The sequence below is a fragment of the Curtobacterium citri genome (assembly GCF_030362955.1).
GTDB lineage: Bacteria > Actinomycetota > Actinomycetes > Actinomycetales > Microbacteriaceae > Curtobacterium > Curtobacterium citri.
On the sequence record NZ_JAUCML010000001.1, the window covers coordinates 474744 to 495158 of the forward strand.

Below are 20415 nucleotides of genomic sequence, written 5' to 3' on the forward strand. Positions count from 1 at the left end.
GCCGACCGCGCGGGCGGATCCGGCGGGGCGTGCTCGGGACGGTGGGGGAGTCACGTGGACCTGGAGGCCTACAGCGCGGTGCACGGCGACCGCTGGCAGGAGCTCGACCGGCTCGCCCGGACCCGCCGCACCTCCGGGGCGGACGCCGACCGGCTCGTCGCCGGGTACCAGGAGGCCGCCACCGACCTCGCCCGCATCCGCGGCGCAGCACCCCGCACGGCGACCGGGGACCGGCTGTCCCTCGTGGTGTCGCGGGCACGGCTCCGCTTCACGGGCACGCCGGTCGACCCGCTGACGGCGCTCTCGGCCTTCTTCGTCCGCCAGCTCCCCGCGGCGATGTACCGCATCCGCTGGACGACGCTGTGGGTGGGCGCCGCCACCGCGGCGATCGCCGTGATCGTGGCCGTGTGGATCACGACCACCCCCGGCGCCACGGCCACCTTCGGCTCGCCGGCGGCACTCCGGCAGTACGCCACCGAGGACTTCCAGGCGTACTACTCGGACCACGGCCTCGGCGCGTTCTCGGCGCAGGTGTGGTCGAACAACGCCTTCATCGCCGCACGGATGGTCGCCTTCGGCATCACCGGCCTCTACGTGCCCGTCTCGATCGTGCAGAACGCGGTGAGCCTGGGCGTGTCCGCCGCGATCATGCACTCGCAGGGCCGGCTCGGGGACTTCTTCCTGTACATCGCGCCGCACGGACAGCTCGAGCTGTACTCGGTGTTCCTCGCGGGGGGAGCCGGGCTGATGATCGCCTGGTCCTGGGTCGCGCCCGGCGCGCGGACCCGGGCACAGGCGCTCGCCGAGGACGGCCGAGCGCTGATCACCGTCGCGGTGGGTCTGGTCCTCACGCTGCTGCTCTCCGGCCTCGTCGAGGGCGTCGTCACCCGTCAGGAGTGGCCGTGGGCGGTCAAGATCGGCATCGGTACGGTCGCCCTCGGCGCGGTGCTCTGGTACCAGTGGGTGCTCGGCGGCCGCGCGCACCGTGCGGGCGAGCGCGGTGACGTCGAGGAGTTCGAGCGCGGCGCGACCGCGCTCACGGCCGGCTGACCGGTGTCAGAGCCGCCCGGTCGCCTTGGCGCGGACGTACGCGTCTGCCACGGCCGGCGGCACCTGCTCGGGCGTGCCGCGGACGACCTCGGCCCCGGCGCGACGCGCCACGTCCCCGACACCGTCGGCGTCGAGCAGCGTCCGGGTCGCCGCGGCGCGTCGGTACACGTCGCGTTCGGCACCGGACCCGGACGGGAGGCCCGGCACCCGTCCGCCCCGCCGGTCCGGTTCCGCGCGTCCCGGCTCCGGGACCCCGTCCGCCATCCGCTCGACGGTCGGGTCGGTGACGCTGGTCACTACGACGGCGTGCCGCCGCGTGAGCCGCGGGAGCACCGCGAGCAGGTCCGCCGAGGCGCCGACGGAGTCGAGGCTGGAGACGAGCACGACGAGGGAGCGCGAGGTCGTCACCGCGTCGACCAGGCCGGGCACCGCCGCCCAGTCCGTCGCCGCGAGTCCGGGCTCCGCGAGGGCGAGGGCCTCGCCGAAGCGCCGGACGACGTCGGTCCGCGTCGCGCCGTGGACCCGCTGGCGCACGCCGTCGTCGAGCACGACGAGGTCCACGCGGTCGCCCGCCGCCGACGCGAGCGCGCCGAGGAGGAGCGCCGTCTCGATGAACGTGTCGAGTCGGGGCTCGTCCTCCACCCGACCGGCTCCCGCCCGACCGCCGTCGACGACCACGACGACCCGTCGGTCGCGCTCGGGTCGCCAGGTGCGGACCACGAGGTCCTGTCGTCGGGCGGTGGCGCGCCAGTCGATGGACCGCACGTCGTCGCCGCGGACGTAGTCACGCAGGGAGTCGAACTCGGTGCCGTGGCCGCGGAGCTGCAGGGTGGTCTCGCCGTCGAGCTCCCGCAGCCGCGCGAGCCGCGAGGGCAGGTGGCGGCGTGAGCGGAACGGCGGCGTGACGACGAGTTCCGCGGGCGCCGCGACGACCCGCTGCCGGGCGGCGAGCCCGAGGGGGCCGGCGGCCCGGACGGCGACACCGGTGGTCGAGCGCCGCCCGCGGCGGAACGGTGCGAAGCGGACGCGGAGCGCGCGGCGCTCCCCGGAGGGCACCGTCGCGCGGAGTCGTCGGGGCGTCTGACCCGCGGACGGCTCCCACATGTCCCGGGCGAGGGCGCGCAGGGTGCGGGAGCCGTCGTTGACGAGGACGAGGGTGCCGTCGGCGGTCGTCCCCCGTCGCGCGAGCCGCGGCATCCGGCGCTCGACCCGCACCTGCCGCAGGTCCGCGGCGAGCAGGACGTCGAGCCCCGCGGCGAGCACGACGACCACCATCCACGCCACACCGGCCCACGCGCTCCCGAGCAGCACGACGGGGACGATCGCGACGGCGAGGAGCGCGACGAACCGACCGGAGACCGCCACTAGAACGGGACCCGGACCTGCTCGACGACCTGCTGCAGCACGCCCTCCGCACCGACGCCCTCGAGCTCGGCGTCCGCGGCGACCCGGAGCCGGTGCCGCCAGACCGGCAGGAGCATCGCCTGCACGTGGTCCGGGGTGACGGCGTCGTACCCGGTGAGCCAGGCCCACGCCTTCGCCGCGGCGAGGAGCGCGGTCGCGCCGCGCGGGCTGACGCCGACCCGGACCGACGGCGCCTGTCGTGTTGCGCGGGCGAGGTCGACCACGTACGCGAGGACGTCGTCCCGTGCTCGGACCGCGCGGACCGCCCGCTGTGCCGCGAGCACCTCGTCGGCGCCGAGCACCGGTCGGATCCCGGCGGAGCGGACGTCCCGCGGGACGAAGCCGTCCGCGTGCCGGCGCAGGACCTGCCACTCGACGTCCCGCGGGGGCACGTCGAGCGTGAGCTTCACGAGGAAGCGGTCGAGCTGTGCCTCGGGCAGCGTGTAGGTGCCCTCGAACTCGATCGGGTTCATCGTCGCGGCGACGAGGAAGGGCTCGGGGAGCGGGCGTGCTGCGCCGTCGACGCTGACCTGGCGCTCCTCCATCGCCTCGAGCAGCGCCGACTGTGTCTTCGGCGGCGTCCGGTTGACCTCGTCGGCCAGCAGCACGTTCGTGAACACCGGTCCCTCCCGGAACGGGAACGTGCCGGTCGACGCGTCGAAGACGAGCGATCCCGTGACGTCGCCGGGCATCAGGTCGGGCGTGAACTGGATGCGCTTGGTGTCGAGCGACATCGCTGCCGCGACGCTCCGGACGAGCAGGGTCTTCGCGACCCCGGGAACCCCCTCGAGCAGCACGTGCCCCTGCGCCAGGATGCCGACGATCATGCCGGACACGGCGCCCTCCTGCCCGACCACGGCCTTGCCGACCTCGGCGCGCAGGCGACCGAAGGCCTCCCGGAGCGGGTCCGGGGCGGTGGCCGTCGGGGTGTGGGCGGGGGACGGATCGGTCACGGTCGTGCTCCTCGTCGGTCGCGGTGGGTCGTGGGTGTGGTCGTGGTGGGGCCGGCGGCCGCCTCGCCGGTCGCCGTGCGGACGGCCCGCTCGAGCTCGTCGAGCGCCGCGGCGCCGTCGACCAGGGCGCGGTCGTCGTGCGTCGGCCCGCCCACGAGGACGGCACCGACGGCGGTGTCCGGCCGCCCGGTCGCGCGGGCGGCGGCGCGCACGACCTCGTCGACGTGCGCCCCGGGTGGCAGACCGAGTCGGCGTGCGGTCCGTCGGAGCGCCGCGATCCGGAGGGTGTCGAGGGCGTGCGTCCGGTCGCGGGTACGGGCGTAGAGCCGGGCCCTGCCCTCGGTGGTCTCCGCAGCGCGCACCACGACGGGCATGCGCTCGACGACGAGCGGCCCGAGTCGCCGCCCGCGCCAGACACCCGCGGCGACGGCGACGAGCCCGAGGAGGAGCAACGCCCCGGGCACCCACGGCGGTGCCAGCGAGCCGAGCGTCGGTGCGGCGTCGGCGGAGGTCGTCATCGGGGTGTACCAGACCAGGCGGTCGGCCGAGCCGAGCAGCGCGAGCCCGAACGCGGCGTTGCCCGCCGTGGTGACCGTGTCGTTGCGGAACGCCGCGGTGGTGCCGACGAGGGTCACGTCGCCGCCGGCCGTGGAGGTCCGGACCAGGCCGGCGACGCGGTCGTCGCCGGTGCCGGTCGGGACGCAGAGGTCGGTGTCGGCTGGTGGGCGGACCGTGTCGGTCGGGCGGTAGCCGGACCCGGTGCTCGTGATCCGACCAGCGGCCTCGGCTGCCGGGATCGCGCACCCGGCCGTGGAGACGACCGCGTCGCCGGTGACCGGACCAGCCGGCTCGACGCCGAGGCCGAGCGCCTCGAGGGACGTCGGGTCGTCGGAGAACAGGACGACGTGCCGTGCCTCGCGGCCGAGCCGACGCGCGACCGCGGGGTCCAGTGCTGCGGCCGAGTCGTCGACGAGGACGGTGCTGCCCCGGAGGTCCCCGGCGTCGAGCCGGTCCACGCGGTCGACGACGTCGACGGTCGTCCCCTGCTGCTCGAGCACGCGGACGAGGGCCTCCGCACCGCTGGCGGTCGCGGACCGGGGGTCGAGCGGGTCGCGGGTCGGACCGGTCGACGACTGCACCGCCGCCGTCAGCGCGGCGAGCAGCACACCCACGAGGACGACGACGACCCAGAGGACGACCCGTCCGCCGCGACGGGGCGGACGGGCGTCGGCAGCCGGTCCGGCACCGGCGGTCCGGGGAGCGCCCTGCCTCGCGGTCGTGGTGCTCACGCGGGGACCGCCGGGACGGCCTGCGGGCGTGCCGTCCGCACGGCCTGCTCGGTGTCGAGGACCGCCCGTGCGACCGCCTCGTCCGCCGAGCGGCCGAGGTACCGGACGTCGTCGAACGCGCGTGCCGCGGTGTCGATCCGCTCCGCCTGCTCGGGGAACAGCGGTGCCGCACGGCCGGCGACCGCCCGGGCCGTCGCACCGGGCACGTCGAGGACGAGGTCGCGTTCACCGAGCCCGCGGGCGAGCGCGCGGTAGCCGTCGAGGACGGCACCGGACCAGTCGCCGGACCGCAGCGCTGCCCGGCCGGCGTCGCCGAGTTCCCGCGCCGAGCGGATGTCCTCGGCGTCGAAGACCGACCCGTCCGACGTCGGTGTCGTCCGTGGTCGGCGACGGGGCAGGCCCCGGGCGACGACCACGAGGACCACGACCGCGACGAGCACGACGACCGCGATCGCGAGGAACGTGTGCGTCAGGACGGGGGAGTCGAGACCACCGACCCGGAACGACCCGAGCCAGTCGAGGAACGCCCGGGAGGCACGGTCCCACCAGGTGGCCCGTGCGCCGTCGTACTCGGACCGCTCGAGCTCGCGTTCGAGGAGCCGTCGGGCCTCGTCCGCGCCGGGGCTCACGCGCCGCCGTCCGACGGGTGCCACCCGGGGCCACCCTGGTCGTGCGGTCCGGGCCACGGCTGCCCGGGCCACTGCTGCTGCCCGGGCCACTGCTGTTGCGCGCCCGGCCACGGCTGTCCGGGCCACTGCGGTCCCGGACGGGACGACCGGTCGACGGCGGGTGCCGGAGCGAAGGGGTCGGCGGGCTCGCCGGTCTCGAGGTGCGCGAGGATCCGCTGGTCGAGCGCCTCGGTCCGGATCCGCCGGTCGATCGCGAGGAACGTCACGATCGACGCACTGAGCACGTCGGTCGTGCACTGCACGGCGATGGTGAGCAGTGCACCGACGACGACCGCCACGACGGCACCGGGCCCGATGCCGGCACTCGCGTCGGTCTGCCCGAGCGGGTCGAAGGTCCCGGCGGCGAGCACCGTGGCGAACGTCAGCGGTGTGGCCGCGATCGACGCCGCGATCCCGAACACCACCCGCACGAGCAGGACGATGCCGAGCGTGCGCCAGAACGCGCCGCGGGTGAGCCGCCACGACTGCGCCGCCGCCGAGAACACCCCGCGGCCCTCGAGCGCGATGGTCGGCACGGTGAAGGCGAACTTCGTCCCGAGCCACGCGACCGCGAGGCCCGCGACGACGAACAGCAGCAGGATGACGGCGATGTACCCGCCGACGCCGGACGCGCCCGCCGACAGGGCCCCGAACGCGCCGAGGACGAGGGCGACGAACACCCCGCCGAGCACGGCACCGGCGGCGAGCTGCAGCAGGATCCACGCCAGCACGGACCAGCGCCGCCCGGCCAGGAGCGACCAGAGCCCGCGGAAGCTGCCCCGGCGTCCGAGCACGCGCTGGCCGGTGTCGGCCGCCACCGGTGCGACGAGGAACGCACGGCCGAGGGAGGCGAGGAACGGCAGGGCGACGGCGAGCAGCAGGTACGTGGTGACCGAGCCGGCGAGGACGTCGTCGGACCCGCTGCCGCCGTCGAGGGCGGAGGCCGTCCGCGACTGGAGGACCTGCTGCCCGAGCGTGCTCGCGATCGTCGACACCAGCCCGAGCACACCGCTGAGCAGCAGGCTCCAGAGCAGCAGGACGCGCGCGTTCCGACGGAACACCGTGAAGGCACCGGCGAGCACGTCCCCGAAGCCCAGCGGGCGGAGCGGCACGGCGGGCCGCTGCGGCGGCCGCGGCGGCTCGACGTGCTGCTGCTGCCACTGCTGCTGGTGCTGACCCGGCCACGCGCCGGACGGCTGCTGCGCCGGGGGCCGGGTCGGGCCTCCCGTCCGGTCGTCGCCGTCGCGCGAACCCGGAACCTGCCAGTCGGACATCGCCGCCCCCTCGTCCTGCACCGGCCGCGCAGCGGAACACGCGACCCGACCCATCCTGCCGGAGAACGCCGCTCGACGGGTGCTCGGCTATCGTGACCGTAGGTGCCGGTCCGGCACCACCGCCCGCCACACGGAGTCCACGCCCATGACACCGCGCATCCTCGTCGTCGACGACGACCAGGCCCTCGCCGAGATGATCGGCATCGTCCTCCGCTCGGAGGGCTACGAGCCGGAGTTCAGCGCCGACGGCAACGACGCCGTCGAGGCGTTCCACGGCACGAAGCCCGACCTCGTCCTGCTCGACGTCATGCTCCCGGGCATCGACGGCATCGAGGTCTGCAAGCGCATCCGTGCCGAGAGCGGGACGCCGATCATCATGCTCACCGCCAGGGGCGACACCGCCGACGTCGTCGCCGGGCTCGAGAACGGCGCGGACGACTACGTGGTGAAGCCGTTCAACCCGAAGGAGCTCGTGGCGCGCATCAAGACGCGGCTCCGTCCGACGGCCGCCGACGCGTCGGTGCTGCACGCCGGCGACCTGACCGTCGACGTCGCCGCACACGAGGTCCGTCGGGGCGACACCGTCATCGCGCTCACCCCGCTCGAGTTCGACCTGCTCCGCGCGCTCGCCGAGAAGCCGAACCAGGTGTTCACGCGCGAGATGCTCCTCGACCAGGTGTGGGGCTACCACTACAAGGCGGACACCCGGCTCGTGAACGTGCACGTGCAGCGCCTCCGCGCGAAGATCGAGCACGACCCGGACAACCCGCGGATCGTCACGACCGTGCGCGGCGTCGGCTACCGGGCCGGAGGAGCCTGAGCACCGTGCCGCCGGGACCGTCTGGCGCACCCGCCCCGGACCGGACCCCCACCGGTCCGGCGTCGGCGACTCCCGGCGCGTCCGCGGGAGCCGGTGCATCCGCGGGAGCCGGTGCATCCGCGGGAACCGGCGCGTCCGCGCGCGGCCCGCTCGCGGGGGCTCCCCGGCAGCCGGCGGGCCGCGACCTGCTCGCCCGCGGCTGGGCGCTCCGCGCCCGTCGGCGCGCTCGCCGGTGGGTCCGACGGGGCTGGTACGCCGTCGCGTGGTTGTGGCGCCGCTCGCTGCTCGTCCGGTCGGTGGCGATCACCGTCGCGACGAGCGGCCTCGCGGTCGCCGTCATCGGCACCGCGGTCATGATCAGCATCTCGAACAACGTCTACGCGCAGCGTCGGGACCAGATCGAGGCCGAGTCGGCGCGAGCAACGGTCGTCGCCCAGGGCATCTTCGACGCCGCGACCGCCGCGTCCGACAACAACCAGACGGAGCTCGAGACCCTGCAGAGCGAGGCGCAGGAGGCGATCCTGTCCAACACGACGAGCCCGGGCGGCACGAGCATCGCCATCGAGCGATCGCCGGGGCAGTCGAGTCCGCAGACCCTGCAGAACCTCGCGAGCCAGGACTTCCCCGACGCGGTCATCACCGACGCACTGCGACGCGAGGTCGGCCGCGACACCGGACGGCTCAGCCTGCAGCCCGTCCAGCTCGAGGACGGCGGCCGGAGCGAACCCGGGCTCGCGGTGGGGTCCGTGCTGCAGGTCCCGAGCGCGGGGCAGTACGAGCTCTACATCGTCTACGACCTCTCGGACGCCCAGCAGACCCTCGACTTCGTGTCGCAGACGCTGTCGATCGGCGGCGTCGCGCTCATCGTCCTCATCGCGCTCGTGACGTCCCTCGTGGTGCGGCTCGTCGTCGTGCCCATCCGCGGCGCCGCCGAGACGAGCCGGAAGATCGCCGCCGGTCGGCTCGACGAGCGCATCCCGGTGCGCGGGCACGACGACATCGCGATCCTGGCGCGGAGCTTCAACGACATGGCGGACGCGGTGAGCCGGCAGATCACGCAGCTCGCCGAGCTGTCCCGTGTGCAGCAGCGCTTCGTGTCGGACGTCTCCCACGAGCTCCGGACGCCGCTCACCACGATCCGGCTGGCCGGGGACATGCTCTTCGACTCGCGTCACGCCTTCGAGCCGTCCGTCGGGCGGTCGGCGGAGCTGCTCCACGCCCAGGTCGAGCGCTTCGAGCTGCTGCTCGCGGACCTGCTCGAGATCTCGCGGTACGACGCCCAGGCCGTGCAGCTCGACACCCAGCCCGTCGTGCCGGCGTCGCTCGCGGCCGACATCGTCGAGGAGTTCCAGCCGCTCGCCGAGCGCGCCGGCACCGAGCTGCAGCTCGCGACCCCCGGCGGACACACCACGATGCAGCTCGACGCCAAGCGCATCCGACGCATCCTGCGGAACCTCGTCGGCAACGCCATCGAGCACGGCGACGCCAAGCCGGTGCAGGTCGTGGTGGACAGCGACGCGCGCTCGGTCGCGATCGCCGTCCGCGACCAGGGGGTGGGCATGCCCCCGGAGGACGCCGCCCGCGTGTTCGACCGCTTCTGGCGCGCGGACCCCTCCCGCCGCCGCACGATCGGCGGGACCGGCCTCGGGCTCGCGATCTCGCTCGGCGACGCGAACCTGCACGGTGGGCGGATCGACGTGTGGTCCCGCCCCGGCGAGGGCTCCACGTTCGTGCTGACCCTGCCCCGCGGCGAGTCGCTCGGTACGGCGACGTCCGCCATCCCGCTGCCCGACCTCGACGACGCCTACGACGGCCCCCGCGCCGTCCGGGAGGACGACTGATGCGCTCCAGGTTCCGCACCGCGGTCGCGACGACGCTCGCCGCCCTCGCCCTCGCCCTCGTCGCGCTCACGGCGTGCGCGGCGATCCCGACCGGCGGCGCCGTGCGCTCCGGGCAGTCGATCAAGGACGAGTCCATCTCCGGGGTCGACTACCGACCGGACCGCCCCGTGCCCGGTGCCGACCAGACCGCCGTCCTGCGCGGTTTCGTCGCCGCCGGCACCGGTGCCCAGGACGACTACGCCATCGCGCGGGAGTTCCTGGCGAAGGGCTTCGCCGACGACTGGAACCCGCGTCGCGGCGTCACGGTGACGCAGGGGAGTGCCACCGTCGACCGCGTCGCCGACCGGGAGCTCACCTACACGCTCACCGCGAGCGCCACCGTCGGTGCGGACGGGGAGTACACGCAGGCCGTCCGACCCACCACCTCCACCCTGACCTTCCAGTTCGTCCGCGAGGACGGGCAGTGGCGGATCGCCTCCGCACCGGACGGGATCATCCTGACGCCGGTGAGCTTCGAGTCGGTCTTCGAGCAGCACGCCCTGTACTTCTTCGACCCGTCCTACGACTACCTCGTGCCCGACGAGCGCTGGTTCCTCGCCCGGTCCTCGACGAGCACCCGGATCGCGAGCGCCCTGATCGCCGGTCCCGCCGACTGGCTCAAGGGGGCCGTCGTCTCCGCGTTCCCCGAGGGCACGCAGCTGTCGCTCAACGCGGTCTCCATCGAGAACGGCCGGGCGGTCGTCGACCTGTCCAGCGACGCGCTCCGGTCGAGCAACGACGACAAGCTCCGGATGCGGGAACAGCTCACGCGGTCCCTCGCCTCGGTCGCGTCCGTGTCCTCGGTGTCGATCACGTTCGAGGGGGCCACCTTCACCCCGCCGGAGCAGACGGGTGCGTCGGCACAGGTGAACCCCGACGTCGACCCGCGCCCGCTCGTCGACCGCGACGACCAGGTCGGCTACGGCTCCGCGAACGGGAAGGTCGCGTCGCTCGGCGGGGGTGCGGGTGCCGCCGTCGCCGCGCTCGACCCCACGTCGTTCTCGCTGTCCGCCTCCGGCTCGGTGGTCGCCGTCGGCAACGACAGCGGCGTCGTCGTCGTGCGCGGCAAGCAGGCGGTGCGCATCGACGCGACGGACGACCTGGTGCCCCCGTCGATCGACGACCTCGGCTTCGTCTGGGTCGGCGGCGCGGGCGACACCGGTTCCGTCACGGCGTACGGCCTCGGCGGCGACCCGCACGAGGTCGCGACGAAGCTGCCGCGGGGCGGCCTCGTCTCGTTCCAGGTGTCCCGGGACTCCACGCGTGCGCTCGCCCTCATCGAGACGTCGGACGGGCCGGCCCTGTACGTCATGGCGATCCTGCGCGACGGCGACCGCACGCCGACGGCCCTCGGGTCGCCGGTCCGGGTGCAGGCAGCCACGGGCGCCGCCGTCGGTGCCGCGTGGGTGAACGACAGCGACGTGGTGTCGGTGGGGCAGACGGACGACGGGCCCGACGTCGTCCGGTCGACGGTCGGCGGTCAGTCCGCCGTCCTCCCGGAGCCGGACGGGGTCGCGCGGTCCGTCACCGGGGGCAGCGGCGGCTCGATCCTGCTCCGGATGGCGGACGGCTCGGTCCTGCAGTCGACCGGCGGCCGGTGGGACACCACGGGCATCGAGGCGGACGTGCTCGGCACCCAGCGCTGACCACTCGTCGCCGCAGGGTGCTCCTGCACAGGCGTCTGGGCCGGGAGGCCCGTCCACCGTCGGCGGGACCGGCCCACCGGCACGGGTGGTCGGGTCCGACCATGGGGGCATGCACCCGACGTCGTCTCCCGTCCGCCGCCACCGCTCGCCTGCCGGGTCGTCCCGGCCGTGGTGGGACGCGGTCCTCGCCGTCCTCGGGCTCGTGCTGCCGGTCACGTGCGTGTGCTGCGGCGCCCCCGACCGGGCGTGCTGCGCGTCCTGCCGTGCCGGGATCGACGCCCGTCCCCGCCGCCGACGGCTCGTCGCGGGTGTGCGGCTCGACGCCGCCTTCGCCTACGAGGGACCGGTGCGGGTGCTCGTCCTCGAGCTCAAGCTGCGGGGCCGGGTCGACCTCGCGCCGGTGCTCGCCCCACGGTTCGGGGCGCTCGTGGCCGCCGCGCTCGCCGATGCCCCCGGAGCGCTCCTGGTCCGGGTGCCGCCGTCGCGGGCCGGTGCCCGTCGGCGCGGCTTCGACCCCGTCGACCTGCTGCTGCGGCGGTCCCGCGCGCGGGTGCCGGCGCGGGCGCGGTCGCTGACCCGGCGGCGCACACCGCGACCGCGCCGACCAGTCGGCAACGGTGCCGGGACCGTGGGCCCTGCCGGGATCGTGGGCCCCGCCGGGACCGCCGGGACCGCCGGGGCCCACGGGCAGAAGGGGCGCTCGGCCCTGGAGCGGGTCGAGGCCACCGTCGGCACCCTCCGCGCGCACGGTGTCGCGGGTCACGACGTCGTGGTCGTCGACGACGTCGTCACGACCGGCGTCACGATGGCCGAGGCGGTCCGTGCGGTCCGTGCCGCGGGCGGGCGCGTGGTGCGGTGCGTGGCGCTCGCCGAGGTGCCGGAGTGAACGGCACGGGGCCGTCCGGTGCACGACCGGTGTCGCCTGGGCATCCGGTGGGTGTCGGGCGCGACCCGCCCGCAGGTGGTGACGCCGTCCGGTCGCGAGGTCTAGCCTCGCGGCAAGGCGTTCGGGATCGCCGGATGGAGGCGACGCGCCGAAGTACGGATGGGAGCCGCCACATGGACGTGACGATCACGGGCCGGAACGTCGGGGTCACCGATCGATTCCGCACCTACGTCGAACAGAAGTCCGAGAAGATCGACGTGCTCGCCGACCGCGCCCTCGCCTTCGAGGTGCGCCTCAGCCGCCACAACGAGAAGTCCGGCGGTTCCCAGGGCGAGGACCGCGTCGAGCTCACGCTGATCGGTCCCGGACCGCTCGTGCGGGCCGAGTCCGCCGCGTCGGACAAGTACGCGGCGTTCGACCTGGCGTTCGCCCGCATCACCGAGCGCCTGCGCCGTGCACGCGACCGCCGCAAGGTGCACCGCGGGCGCCACCGCCCGACCTCCGTGGCCGAGGCCGCGGGGACCGGGTTCGAGCACATGGACGTGACGCCGGCCGACGGGCGGCTCATCGAGACGGTCGCGACGGGCGCCGTGCCCGTGGTCGAGGAGCACGAGGACGACACCGAGGTGTACTCGCCCGTGGTCATCCGGCACAAGGTCTTCGAGGAGGCCCCGATGACCGTCGACGACGCGCTCTACCGGATGGAGCTCGTGGGACACGACTTCTACCTGTTCGTCGACGCCGAGACCCACCGCCCGAGCGTCGTCTACCGCCGCAAGGGCTGGGACTACGGCGTGATCGGCATCGACGACGGCGGCCATAGCGCTGACGCCCCGGCGGACGCCGACGCGTCGCGCACCGCGGCGATCGCCTGACGGGTGTCCCGGGCGGGTGTGCGCGGTCCCGGTGGCCGCGCACACCCGTCTCCCTCCCAGCGCCCGGGCCGCGCGGGTTGCTAGCATGACTGGCTGTTCGGATCGCGCAGGTCGCGCGCGACGACCCCGTAAGGAGCTCACGTGGCAAACGTGCTGGAGAAGGTCCTCCGCATCGGCGAAGGGCGCACCCTCCGTCGGCTGAAGGCGTACGCCTCGGCCATCAACGACCTCGAGGACGACTTCTCGACCCTCACGGACGACGAACTCCAGGACGAGACCAAGGAGCTCCGCGAGCGCTACGCCAACGGCGAGACGCTCGACGACCTCCTGCCCGAGGCGTTCGCGGCCGTGCGCGAGGCGGCGAAGCGCACCCTCGGCATGCGGCACTTCGACGTCCAGCTCATGGGCGGTGCCGCCCTGCACCTCGGCAACATCGCCGAGATGAAGACCGGTGAGGGCAAGACCCTGGTCGCGACGACGGCGGCGTACCTCAACGCGATCCCGTCGCGCGGCGTGCACGTCATCACCGTCAACGACTTCCTCGCGTCGTACCAGTCGGAGATCATGGGGCGCGTCTTCCGCGCGCTCGGCATGAGCACCGGCTGCATCATCGCGAACCAGTCGCCGGCCGAGCGCCGTGAGCAGTACGCGGCGGACATCACGTACGGCACGAACAACGAGTTCGGCTTCGACTACCTGCGCGACAACATGGCGTGGCAGGCGTCGGACATGGTCCAGCGCGGCCACTTCTTCGCCATCGTGGACGAGGTCGACTCGATCCTCATCGACGAGGCCCGCACCCCGCTGATCATCTCGGGCCCGTCCTCCGGCGAGGCGAACCGCTGGTTCACCGAGTTCGCCTCGATCGCCACGCGGCTCATCCCGGGCGAGGACTACGAGGTCGACGAGAAGAAGCGCACCGTCGGCGTGCTCGAGCCCGGCATCGAGAAGGTCGAGGACTACCTCGGCATCGACAACCTGTACGAGTCGGCGAACACCCCGCTCATCTCCTTCCTGAACAACTCGATCAAGGCCGTGGCCCTGTTCAAGAAGGACAAGGACTACGTCGTCATGAACGGCGAGGTGCTCATCGTCGACGAGCACACCGGCCGCATCCTGATGGGCCGTCGCTACAACGAGGGCATCCACCAGGCGATCGAGGCGAAGGAGGGCGTCGAGGTCAAGGCCGAGAACCAGACCCTCGCCACGGTCACGCTGCAGAACTACTTCCGCCTGTACCAGAAGCTCTCGGGCATGACCGGTACCGCCGAGACCGAGGCGGCCGAGTTCATGTCGACCTACAAGCTCGGCGTCGTGCCCATCCCGACGAACAAGCCGATGCAGCGCATCGACCAGACCGACCTCGTCTACAAGAACGAGAAGGCCAAGTTCGAGCAGGTGGCCGTCGACATCGCCGAGCGCCACGAGAAGGGTCAGCCCGTCCTCGTCGGCACGACGAGCGTCGAGAAGTCCGAGTACCTCTCGAAGCTCCTCGCGAAGAAGGGCGTCAAGCACGAGGTCCTCAACGCGAAGAACCACGCGCGTGAGGCTGCGATCGTCGCCCAGGCCGGTCGTCTCGGCGCCGTCACGGTCGCCACGAACATGGCCGGCCGCGGTACGGACATCATGCTCGGCGGCAACTCCGAGTTCCTCGCCGTGCAGGAGATGCACGCCAAGGGCCTGTCCCCGACGGAGACGCCGGAGGAGTACGAGGCCGCGTGGGACGACGTGTTCGCCCGCGTCAAGGCCGAGATCAAGGAGGAGGCCGACAAGGTCCGCGACGCCGGCGGCCTGTACGTCCTCGGCACCGAGCGCCACGAGTCGCGCCGCATCGACAACCAGCTGCGTGGTCGTTCCGGTCGTCAGGGCGACCCGGGCGAGAGCCGCTTCTACCTGTCGCTGACGGACGACCTCATGCGCCTGTTCAACTCCGGTGCCGCCGAGAGCCTCATGGGCCGCTCGAACGTCCCGGACGACATGGCCATCGAGAACAAGCTCGTCAGCCGTGCGATCCGGTCGGCCCAGGCGCAGGTCGAGGGCCGGAACGCCGAGATCCGCAAGAACGTCCTGAAGTACGACGACGTCCTGAACCGCCAGCGCGAGGCGATCTACAGCGACCGCCGCCACATCCTCGAGGGCGACGACATCAACGACCGTGCGCAGTCGTTCCTCAAGGCCGTCGTGGACGACGTCATCGACACCCACACCGGCGAGGGCTCGCCCGACGACTGGGACCTCGACGCCATGTGGACGGAGCTCGGGACGCTCTACCCGATCTCGATCTCCATCGACGAGGTCATCACCGAGGCCGGCTCGAAGGGCAAGGCGTCGCGCGAGTTCCTCGGCCGCGAGATCCTGTCCGACGCGAAGCTCGCGTACGAGAAGCGCGAGGAGATGCTCGGCGACGAGGCGATGCGCGAGCTCGAGCGTCGCGTGGTCCTCTCGGTGATCGACCGCCGCTGGCGCGACCACCTGTACGAGATGGACTACCTCAAGGACGGCATCGGCCTCCGCGCCATGGCGCAGCGTGACCCGCTCGTCGAGTACCAGCGCGAGGGCTACGCCCTGTTCCAGAGCATGATGGGCCAGATCCGCGAGGAGTCGGTCGGCTACCTGTTCAACCTCGAGGTGCAGGTCCAGTCCGACGGCGACAACGCGGTCATCGAGGCGAAGGGCCTCGGCGAGGGCGAGGCGACCGGTCTCGAGTACTCCGCACCGTCGATCGACGGCGAGGTCGAGGTGCGCGACGAGCGCGGCCGCCTCGAGCAGGCGGCCACCGCCCGTGCGCAGCAGGCCCAGGCGGAAGCCGAGGCCGACGTCGCCGGGCCGGAGCAGGGCTCGGCGTTCGGCAACGCCGCGACGGCGTCCGGCCAGGCCGCGTCCGCCGGCAACCGTGCGGACCGTCGCCAGGCGGCCAAGAAGGGCTGACGCAGCCGCCGTCACGGTCGACGATGACGGACGGGAGGCGCGGTGCCAGCGGGCACCGCGCCTCCCGTCGTGTCTACCCGCCGTCAGAGCACACCGACGGCGGTCGCCCGCCACCGGCCCTGCCGGAGCTCCAGCCGCAGTGCCACCGCCCGCGCGTGACTCCGCGTGTGGACCACGACCGCGGCCTCGACGACGCCGTCCGCGACCGGGCAGGTCCGGACGCTCCCGACCTGCACCCGCGGACGCGCTCGGGCGCGTCCGCCGAGCGACCGGGCACGCGTGGCGACGGCCGCGCGCTGCTGGAGGTGACGGTGGACGTCCTCGGTGACCCACCGTGCGATGCTGTCGACCTCGCGGCCGCCGGTGAGGACCTCGACCACGCAGAGCCCGAGGGCCCGTGCCGTGGCCGCGGCGTCCGGTGGGGCCGGCGGGGTCGGGTCCACCCGGCGTGCCGGACGCCGCGGCAGGGGTGCGAGCGCGACGGCGTCCCGACGCGGCGGGGCGCCGTCCGACCCCTCGTCCGGCACCGGCGCGAGCCCCCGTCGCTCCCGCCCCGCCTCGTCGTCCTCGATGGGACGTGCTTCTCCTGACGCCATCTGCCCTCCGCGACCGAGCGTACGGAGCAATTGAACATGTGAAATGTTCAGCCCGGGGGCTTGTGGAGGAGCGACCTCGTCCACAGAGCAGCGCACCTAGACTTGCGGGGTGTCGACCCTCAGTGACCTCGTCCTCGCGCAAGGCCGATCCTCCGAAGCGGACGTGGAGTGGCTCCACCTGCTCGTGGGGGACTGGCAGCTCCTCGCCGACCTGTCCTTCGCCGACATGGTCCTGTGGGTCCCGACCACCGAGGACGGCTCGTTCGTGGCCGTCGCCCATGCCCGTCCGAGCTCCGCGGCGACGCTGTTCTACCGCGACATCGTGGGCCAGGAGATCCGCGAGGAGTGGCGCGACCAGGTCGTCCGCTGCTTCGCGAGCGCCGAGCTCGTGGACTCCGCCGAGCCGGACTGGTACGAGGACACCCCGACCCGGGTCCGCGCGATCCCGGTGCTGCGTCGGCTCAGCGCGAAGAGCGCCGAGACCACCGACCGCCCGATCGCCGTCGTCACGCGGCACTCGAACCAGGACGAGATGCGGACGCCGAGTCGTCAGGAGCTCAACTTCACCGGGAGCGCGAACGACCTGTTCGGGATGATCGCGACGGGCGACTTCCCGGACCTCGGTGCGCCGGCCGGCCCACGCCGTGGAGCGCCGCGTGCGAGCGACGGCCTGCTCCGCCTCGACACGAACGGGGTCGTCACGTTCGCGAGCCCGAACGGACTCAGCGCCTTCAACCGGATGGGCTTCGAGGGCGAACTGGAGCGGAAGTCCCTCGCCGAGGTCACGACCGAGCTCATCGGCTCCCAGCTCGACGTCGACGAGTCCCTGCCGCTGGTCGTCACCGGGCGAGCCCCGTGGCGTGCCGACGTCGAGGCCAAGGGCGTCACCGTCTCACTGCGCTCGATCCCGCTCCGCGACCACGGCGACCGCATCGGCGCGATCGTCCTCTGCCGCGACGTCACCGAGCTGCGGCACCAGGAGCGGGAGCTCATCACCAAGGACGCGACGATCCGCGAGATCCACCACCGCGTGAAGAACAACCTGCAGACGGTGGCGTCGCTGCTGCGCATCCAGGCGCGGCGCACGCACTCCGACGAGGCCCGCACGTCGCTGCAGAACGCCATGCGCCGCGTCGCCGCGATCGCCGTCGTGCACGACACCCTGTCGGCCGGTCTCAGCCAGAACGTGGACTTCGACGAGGTGTTCGACTCGGTGCTGAAGCTCGTGACCGAGGTCGCGGCGTCCCACAACACCACGGTCCGCCCGAAGAAGACCGGCGAGTTCGGCGTCCTGCCCTCGGAGGCCGCGACCCCGCTCGCGCTCGGGCTCACCGAGCTCGTGACGAACGCCGTCGAGCACGGGCTCGACGGGCGGGACGGTGAGGTCGAGATCGTGGCGAACCGCTCCGACGACCACCTCGACATCGAGGTCCGCGACAACGGCGTCGGGCTGCCGGAGGGCAAGGTTGGGTCGGGCCTCGGCACGCAGATCGTCCGGACGCTCATCCAGGGCGAGCTCGGCGGGACCATCGACTGGCACACCCTGACCGGCAGCGGCACCGAGGTCACGATCACGATCCCCTTCCGCTGGCTCACGGCGGCCGGCGCCGCGTAGGCGGCCGAGCGCTCCGCCGCCCCGCGCACACGACGACGCCCGCCGCTCCCGGGGGAGCGACGGGCGTCGTCGGGGTGGTGCTGCTGTGTCAGGAGGCGCGACGGGCGCGGGCCGCGCGGCGCTTCAGCGCACGACGCTCGTCCTCGCTGAGGCCGCCCCAGACGCCCGAGTCCTGGTTGTTCTCGAGGGCGTACTGCAGGCACATCTCGGTCACCGTGCAGCGAGCACAGACCGACTTGGCCTTCTCGATCTGGTCGACGGCGGGTCCGGTGTTCCCGACGGGGAAGAAGAGCTCGGGGTCCGCGGTGAGGCAGGCTGCCTGGTCACGCCAGTCCATGTGTGGTGCTCCTTGGTGTCGATGCTCGAACGGCAGGCCGGGGCCGCGGCTCGGGGATCGGAACGCTGGCATGCACAGGGCACGAGGGGAACCTGTGGGGGAGGCTTCCGCTGGGAGCGAGTCTGACGCCCGCTGAACGCTCGGGGGAGGAGCGTCGAACCGCGGGAGACGCACACCACATCGTGCCGTCCAAACGACCTCCAATATCGTTCCATACTGGTAGAGCCAAATCAAGGGTTCCATCTGGAGGATCGCTGTGCCCGACACCACCCCGAACGCCCCGGAGCCCACCGCTGCGCGGCACCCGGCGTTCCGCACGCTCCTCGTCGTCGTCGGCCTCGAAGCGGCAGCCCTCGTCGTGCTGACGGTCGCACTCGTCGTGGAACTCGTCGTCGCTCCGGCGTCGAGCATCGCGTCCGCGATCGCCCTCGTGCTGCTCGCCGCGATCGCCGCCCTCTGGCTCGTCGCGATCGTCGTCGGACTCCGGAACCGTCGCCCCTGGGTGCGCTCCGGGATCATCGTCTGGCAGGTGCTGCAGGGCGCGATCGCGATCGGCGCCTTCCAGGGCGTGTTCCGCGTGGCCTGGGTCGGGTGGGTCCTGCTGATCCCCGCGCTCCTCGCGCTCACCCTCGTGCTGTCGCGGCCGGTCACGGCCGCGCTGCTCCCGCGCGCCGAGCGGGAGGACTGACGCGCGGCCGACGGACGGGAGGCGCGATGCCAGCTGGCACCGCGCCTCCCGTCCGTCGTCCGGTCGCCGCAGCGATCAGACCAGCCCGAGCTTCTTCCGCAGGCTCGCGACGTGGCCGGTGGCCTTCACGTTGTAGAGCGGCAGCTGCACGGTGCCGTCCTCGTCCACGACGATCGTCGACCGGATCGTGCCGGTGACGACCTTGCCGTAGTTGTTCTTCTCGCCCCAGGCCGCGTAGGCCCGGTGCACGGCGAGGTCCGGGTCGCTCAGCAGCGGGAAGGTCAGCGCCTGCTCGTGCCGGAACTCCCGGAGCTTCGCCTGCTCGTCCTTCGAGACCCCGAGGACCTCGTAGCCGGCGGCCTGCAGCGACGACATGTTGTCGCGGAAGTCGCAGGCCTCGGTGGTGCAGCCGGGGGTCGACGCCGCCGGGTAGAAGTACACGATCACCTTGCGACCGCGCAGGTCGGCGAGGTGGTGCTCGACCCCGTCCTGGTCCGGCAGGGTGAAGTCGGGGGCGGTGTCGCCGGCGGCGAGACGGTCCGTCATGGGGCTCCTCGGGGGTTCCGGTGCTCGTGTGGTCGTGAGCACGCGAAAGCCATGCTATTGTTGTTTCCCGTTGCAGCAGGGAGTTCCGGACTGCGACAGACAACTCCATACCATGCGCCTCTAGCTCAATTGGCAGAGCAACTGACTCTTAATCAGTGGGTTCTCGGTTCAAGTCCGAGGGGGCGCACCAGCAAGGCCCGGTCGGATCGCTCCGACCGGGCCTTCGTCGTTCCCGGGATCGTGCGATCTCCGCGACACGCGCGGGGTGCTCCCGAGGGCTCGATCCGTCCGGCGGGTCCTCGCGGGCGGTCAGTCGGCCACGACGTCGACGACACGCGGGGCGCCGACCACGGCGTCGAGCGCCCCGGCCGTCGCCGCCGCGAGGTCGGACCGGAGTCGTCCGATCGCGTCCTCGGGCACCCAGAGCGTGAACGTCACCGCGTCCCCGTAGTGCGGGTCGTCGAACGTCGCACCGTGGTGCCGCACCCAGTCGCGCAACACGTTGTCGACCCGGCCGGCGTCGGCGTGCGGTGCCGTGACGTCGACCCGGGTGAGCTCGACGCGACGGACGACGGCCGCGCGGTCGAGCGCCTCGGAGACCGACGTCGAGTAGGCGCGCACGAGCCCGCCGGCCCCGAGCTTCACGCCCCCGAAGTACCGGGTGACGACCGCGACGACGTCGGTGAGGTCGCGACGGCGGAGCACCTCGAGCATGGGGACGCCGGCGGTGCCCGACGGTTCGCCGTCGTCCGAGGAGCGCGCCTGGTCGCCGAGGACCCCCGTCACCATCGCGGTGCAGTGGTGCCGGGCGTCCCAGTACCGGCGCCGGACGTCGGCGACGACCCGTTCGGCGTCCGCGACGTCCGTCACGGGAGCGATCGTCGTGACGAAGCGCGATCGTGTGACCGTGATCTCGTGCTCGACGGGCCCGGCGACGGTCGACGGGTATGCGCGGGTCAC

The 20415-nt window shown here is 73.2% G+C and carries 18 protein-coding genes and 1 tRNA gene; 10 read left to right on the top strand and 9 right to left on the bottom strand.

Annotated features, from left to right (window positions below; translation table 11 throughout):
* Window positions 1-54 precede the first annotated feature (54 nt).
* Window positions 55-1050 (top strand): stage II sporulation protein M, encoded by a 996-nt coding sequence (locus QUG92_RS02270; protein WP_289457526.1) that lies wholly within the window; start codon window positions 55-57, stop codon window positions 1048-1050.
* Window positions 1051-1056: 6 nt separating this feature from the next.
* On the opposite strand, the gene QUG92_RS02275 is transcribed toward QUG92_RS02270, so the two are convergent.
* The 5 genes from QUG92_RS02275 to QUG92_RS02295 are packed head-to-tail and all read right to left on the bottom strand — an operon-like array spanning window position 1057 to window position 6638.
* A complete protein-coding gene (locus tag QUG92_RS02275) occupies window positions 1057-2415 on the bottom strand; it encodes a DUF58 domain-containing protein (protein ID WP_289457527.1) in 1359 nt (452 codons plus the stop codon).
* Window positions 2415-3407 (bottom strand): AAA family ATPase, encoded by a 993-nt coding sequence (locus tag QUG92_RS02280; RefSeq protein ID WP_289457528.1) that lies wholly within the window; start codon window positions 3405-3407, stop codon window positions 2415-2417. The genes QUG92_RS02275 and QUG92_RS02280 overlap by 1 nt, the downstream gene beginning before the upstream one ends.
* On the bottom strand, window positions 3404-4696 hold the full coding sequence (locus QUG92_RS02285; protein ID WP_289457529.1) for a DUF4350 domain-containing protein: 1293 nt from the start codon (window positions 4694-4696) through the stop codon (window positions 3404-3406). Before QUG92_RS02285 ends, QUG92_RS02280 begins: the two co-directional genes overlap by 4 nt.
* Window positions 4693-5325, bottom strand: a complete 633-nt coding sequence (locus QUG92_RS02290; RefSeq protein ID WP_289457530.1) for a DUF4129 domain-containing protein — start codon at window positions 5323-5325, stop codon at window positions 4693-4695. Before QUG92_RS02290 ends, QUG92_RS02285 begins: the two co-directional genes overlap by 4 nt.
* Window positions 5322-6638, bottom strand: a complete 1317-nt coding sequence (locus tag QUG92_RS02295; RefSeq protein WP_289457531.1) for a glycerophosphoryl diester phosphodiesterase membrane domain-containing protein — start codon at window positions 6636-6638, stop codon at window positions 5322-5324. Before QUG92_RS02295 ends, QUG92_RS02290 begins: the two co-directional genes overlap by 4 nt.
* Window positions 6639-6783: 145 nt before the next feature.
* Between QUG92_RS02295 and mtrA the strand changes: the two genes are divergently transcribed.
* The 6 genes from mtrA to secA all read left to right on the top strand — a co-directional run bounded on the left by mtrA (window position 6784) and on the right by secA (window position 15673).
* Window positions 6784-7458 carry an MtrAB system response regulator MtrA gene (gene mtrA, locus QUG92_RS02300; RefSeq protein WP_069712275.1) on the top strand — a complete coding sequence of 225 codons (675 nt, stop codon included), beginning with the start codon at window positions 6784-6786 and terminating at the stop codon, window positions 7456-7458.
* A gap of 185 nt (window positions 7459-7643) precedes the next feature.
* The gene (gene mtrB, locus QUG92_RS02305; RefSeq protein ID WP_182046815.1) at window positions 7644-9299 is read left to right on the top strand and encodes an MtrAB system histidine kinase MtrB; all 1656 of its coding nucleotides are present in this window, start codon (window positions 7644-7646) and stop codon (window positions 9297-9299) included.
* Window positions 9299-10984, top strand: coding sequence for an LpqB family beta-propeller domain-containing protein (locus tag QUG92_RS02310; protein ID WP_289457532.1), 1686 nt, complete (start codon window positions 9299-9301; stop codon window positions 10982-10984). The genes mtrB and QUG92_RS02310 overlap by 1 nt, the downstream gene beginning before the upstream one ends.
* A gap of 109 nt (window positions 10985-11093) precedes the next feature.
* Window positions 11094-11870, top strand: a complete 777-nt coding sequence (locus QUG92_RS02315; protein ID WP_289457533.1) for a ComF family protein — start codon at window positions 11094-11096, stop codon at window positions 11868-11870.
* Between the two features lie 173 nt (window positions 11871-12043).
* Complete coding sequence (hpf, locus tag QUG92_RS02320; protein ID WP_289457534.1) at window positions 12044-12745, top strand: ribosome hibernation-promoting factor, HPF/YfiA family; 702 nt, start codon at window positions 12044-12046, stop codon at window positions 12743-12745.
* Between the two features lie 141 nt (window positions 12746-12886).
* A complete protein-coding gene (gene secA / locus QUG92_RS02325; protein WP_069712279.1) occupies window positions 12887-15673 on the top strand; it encodes a preprotein translocase subunit SecA in 2787 nt (928 codons plus the stop codon).
* Window positions 15674-15756: 83 nt separating this feature from the next.
* Here the strand turns inward: secA and QUG92_RS02330 are convergent, their stop codons facing one another.
* Window positions 15757-16269, bottom strand: a complete 513-nt coding sequence (locus QUG92_RS02330; RefSeq protein ID WP_289457535.1) for an Rv3235 family protein — start codon at window positions 16267-16269, stop codon at window positions 15757-15759.
* A gap of 109 nt (window positions 16270-16378) precedes the next feature.
* On the opposite strand from QUG92_RS02330, the gene QUG92_RS02335 reads away from it, so the two are divergent.
* Window positions 16379-17884 (top strand): sensor histidine kinase, encoded by a 1506-nt coding sequence (locus QUG92_RS02335; protein ID WP_289457536.1) that lies wholly within the window; start codon window positions 16379-16381, stop codon window positions 17882-17884.
* Window positions 17885-17972: 88 nt separating this feature from the next.
* On the opposite strand, the gene QUG92_RS02340 is transcribed toward QUG92_RS02335, so the two are convergent.
* Window positions 17973-18221, bottom strand: coding sequence for a WhiB family transcriptional regulator (locus QUG92_RS02340; protein ID WP_022904217.1), 249 nt, complete (start codon window positions 18219-18221; stop codon window positions 17973-17975).
* A gap of 256 nt (window positions 18222-18477) precedes the next feature.
* Between QUG92_RS02340 and QUG92_RS02345 the strand changes: the two genes are divergently transcribed.
* Window positions 18478-18909: a hypothetical protein gene (locus tag QUG92_RS02345; protein ID WP_069712282.1), complete on the top strand. Its 432-nt coding sequence runs from the start codon at window positions 18478-18480 to the stop codon at window positions 18907-18909.
* A 75-nt stretch (window positions 18910-18984) separates the two neighbouring features.
* Here QUG92_RS02345 and bcp read toward each other — a convergent pair whose 3' ends face one another.
* On the bottom strand, window positions 18985-19455 hold the full coding sequence (gene bcp, locus QUG92_RS02350; protein ID WP_182047908.1) for a thioredoxin-dependent thiol peroxidase: 471 nt from the start codon (window positions 19453-19455) through the stop codon (window positions 18985-18987).
* A gap of 114 nt (window positions 19456-19569) precedes the next feature.
* Between bcp and QUG92_RS02355 the strand changes: the two genes are divergently transcribed.
* Window positions 19570-19645, top strand: a tRNA-Lys gene (locus tag QUG92_RS02355).
* A gap of 119 nt (window positions 19646-19764) precedes the next feature.
* Here QUG92_RS02355 and QUG92_RS02360 read toward each other — a convergent pair.
* The gene (locus QUG92_RS02360) at window positions 19765-20415 is read right to left on the bottom strand and encodes an IMPACT family protein (protein WP_182047907.1); all 651 of its coding nucleotides are present in this window, start codon (window positions 20413-20415) and stop codon (window positions 19765-19767) included.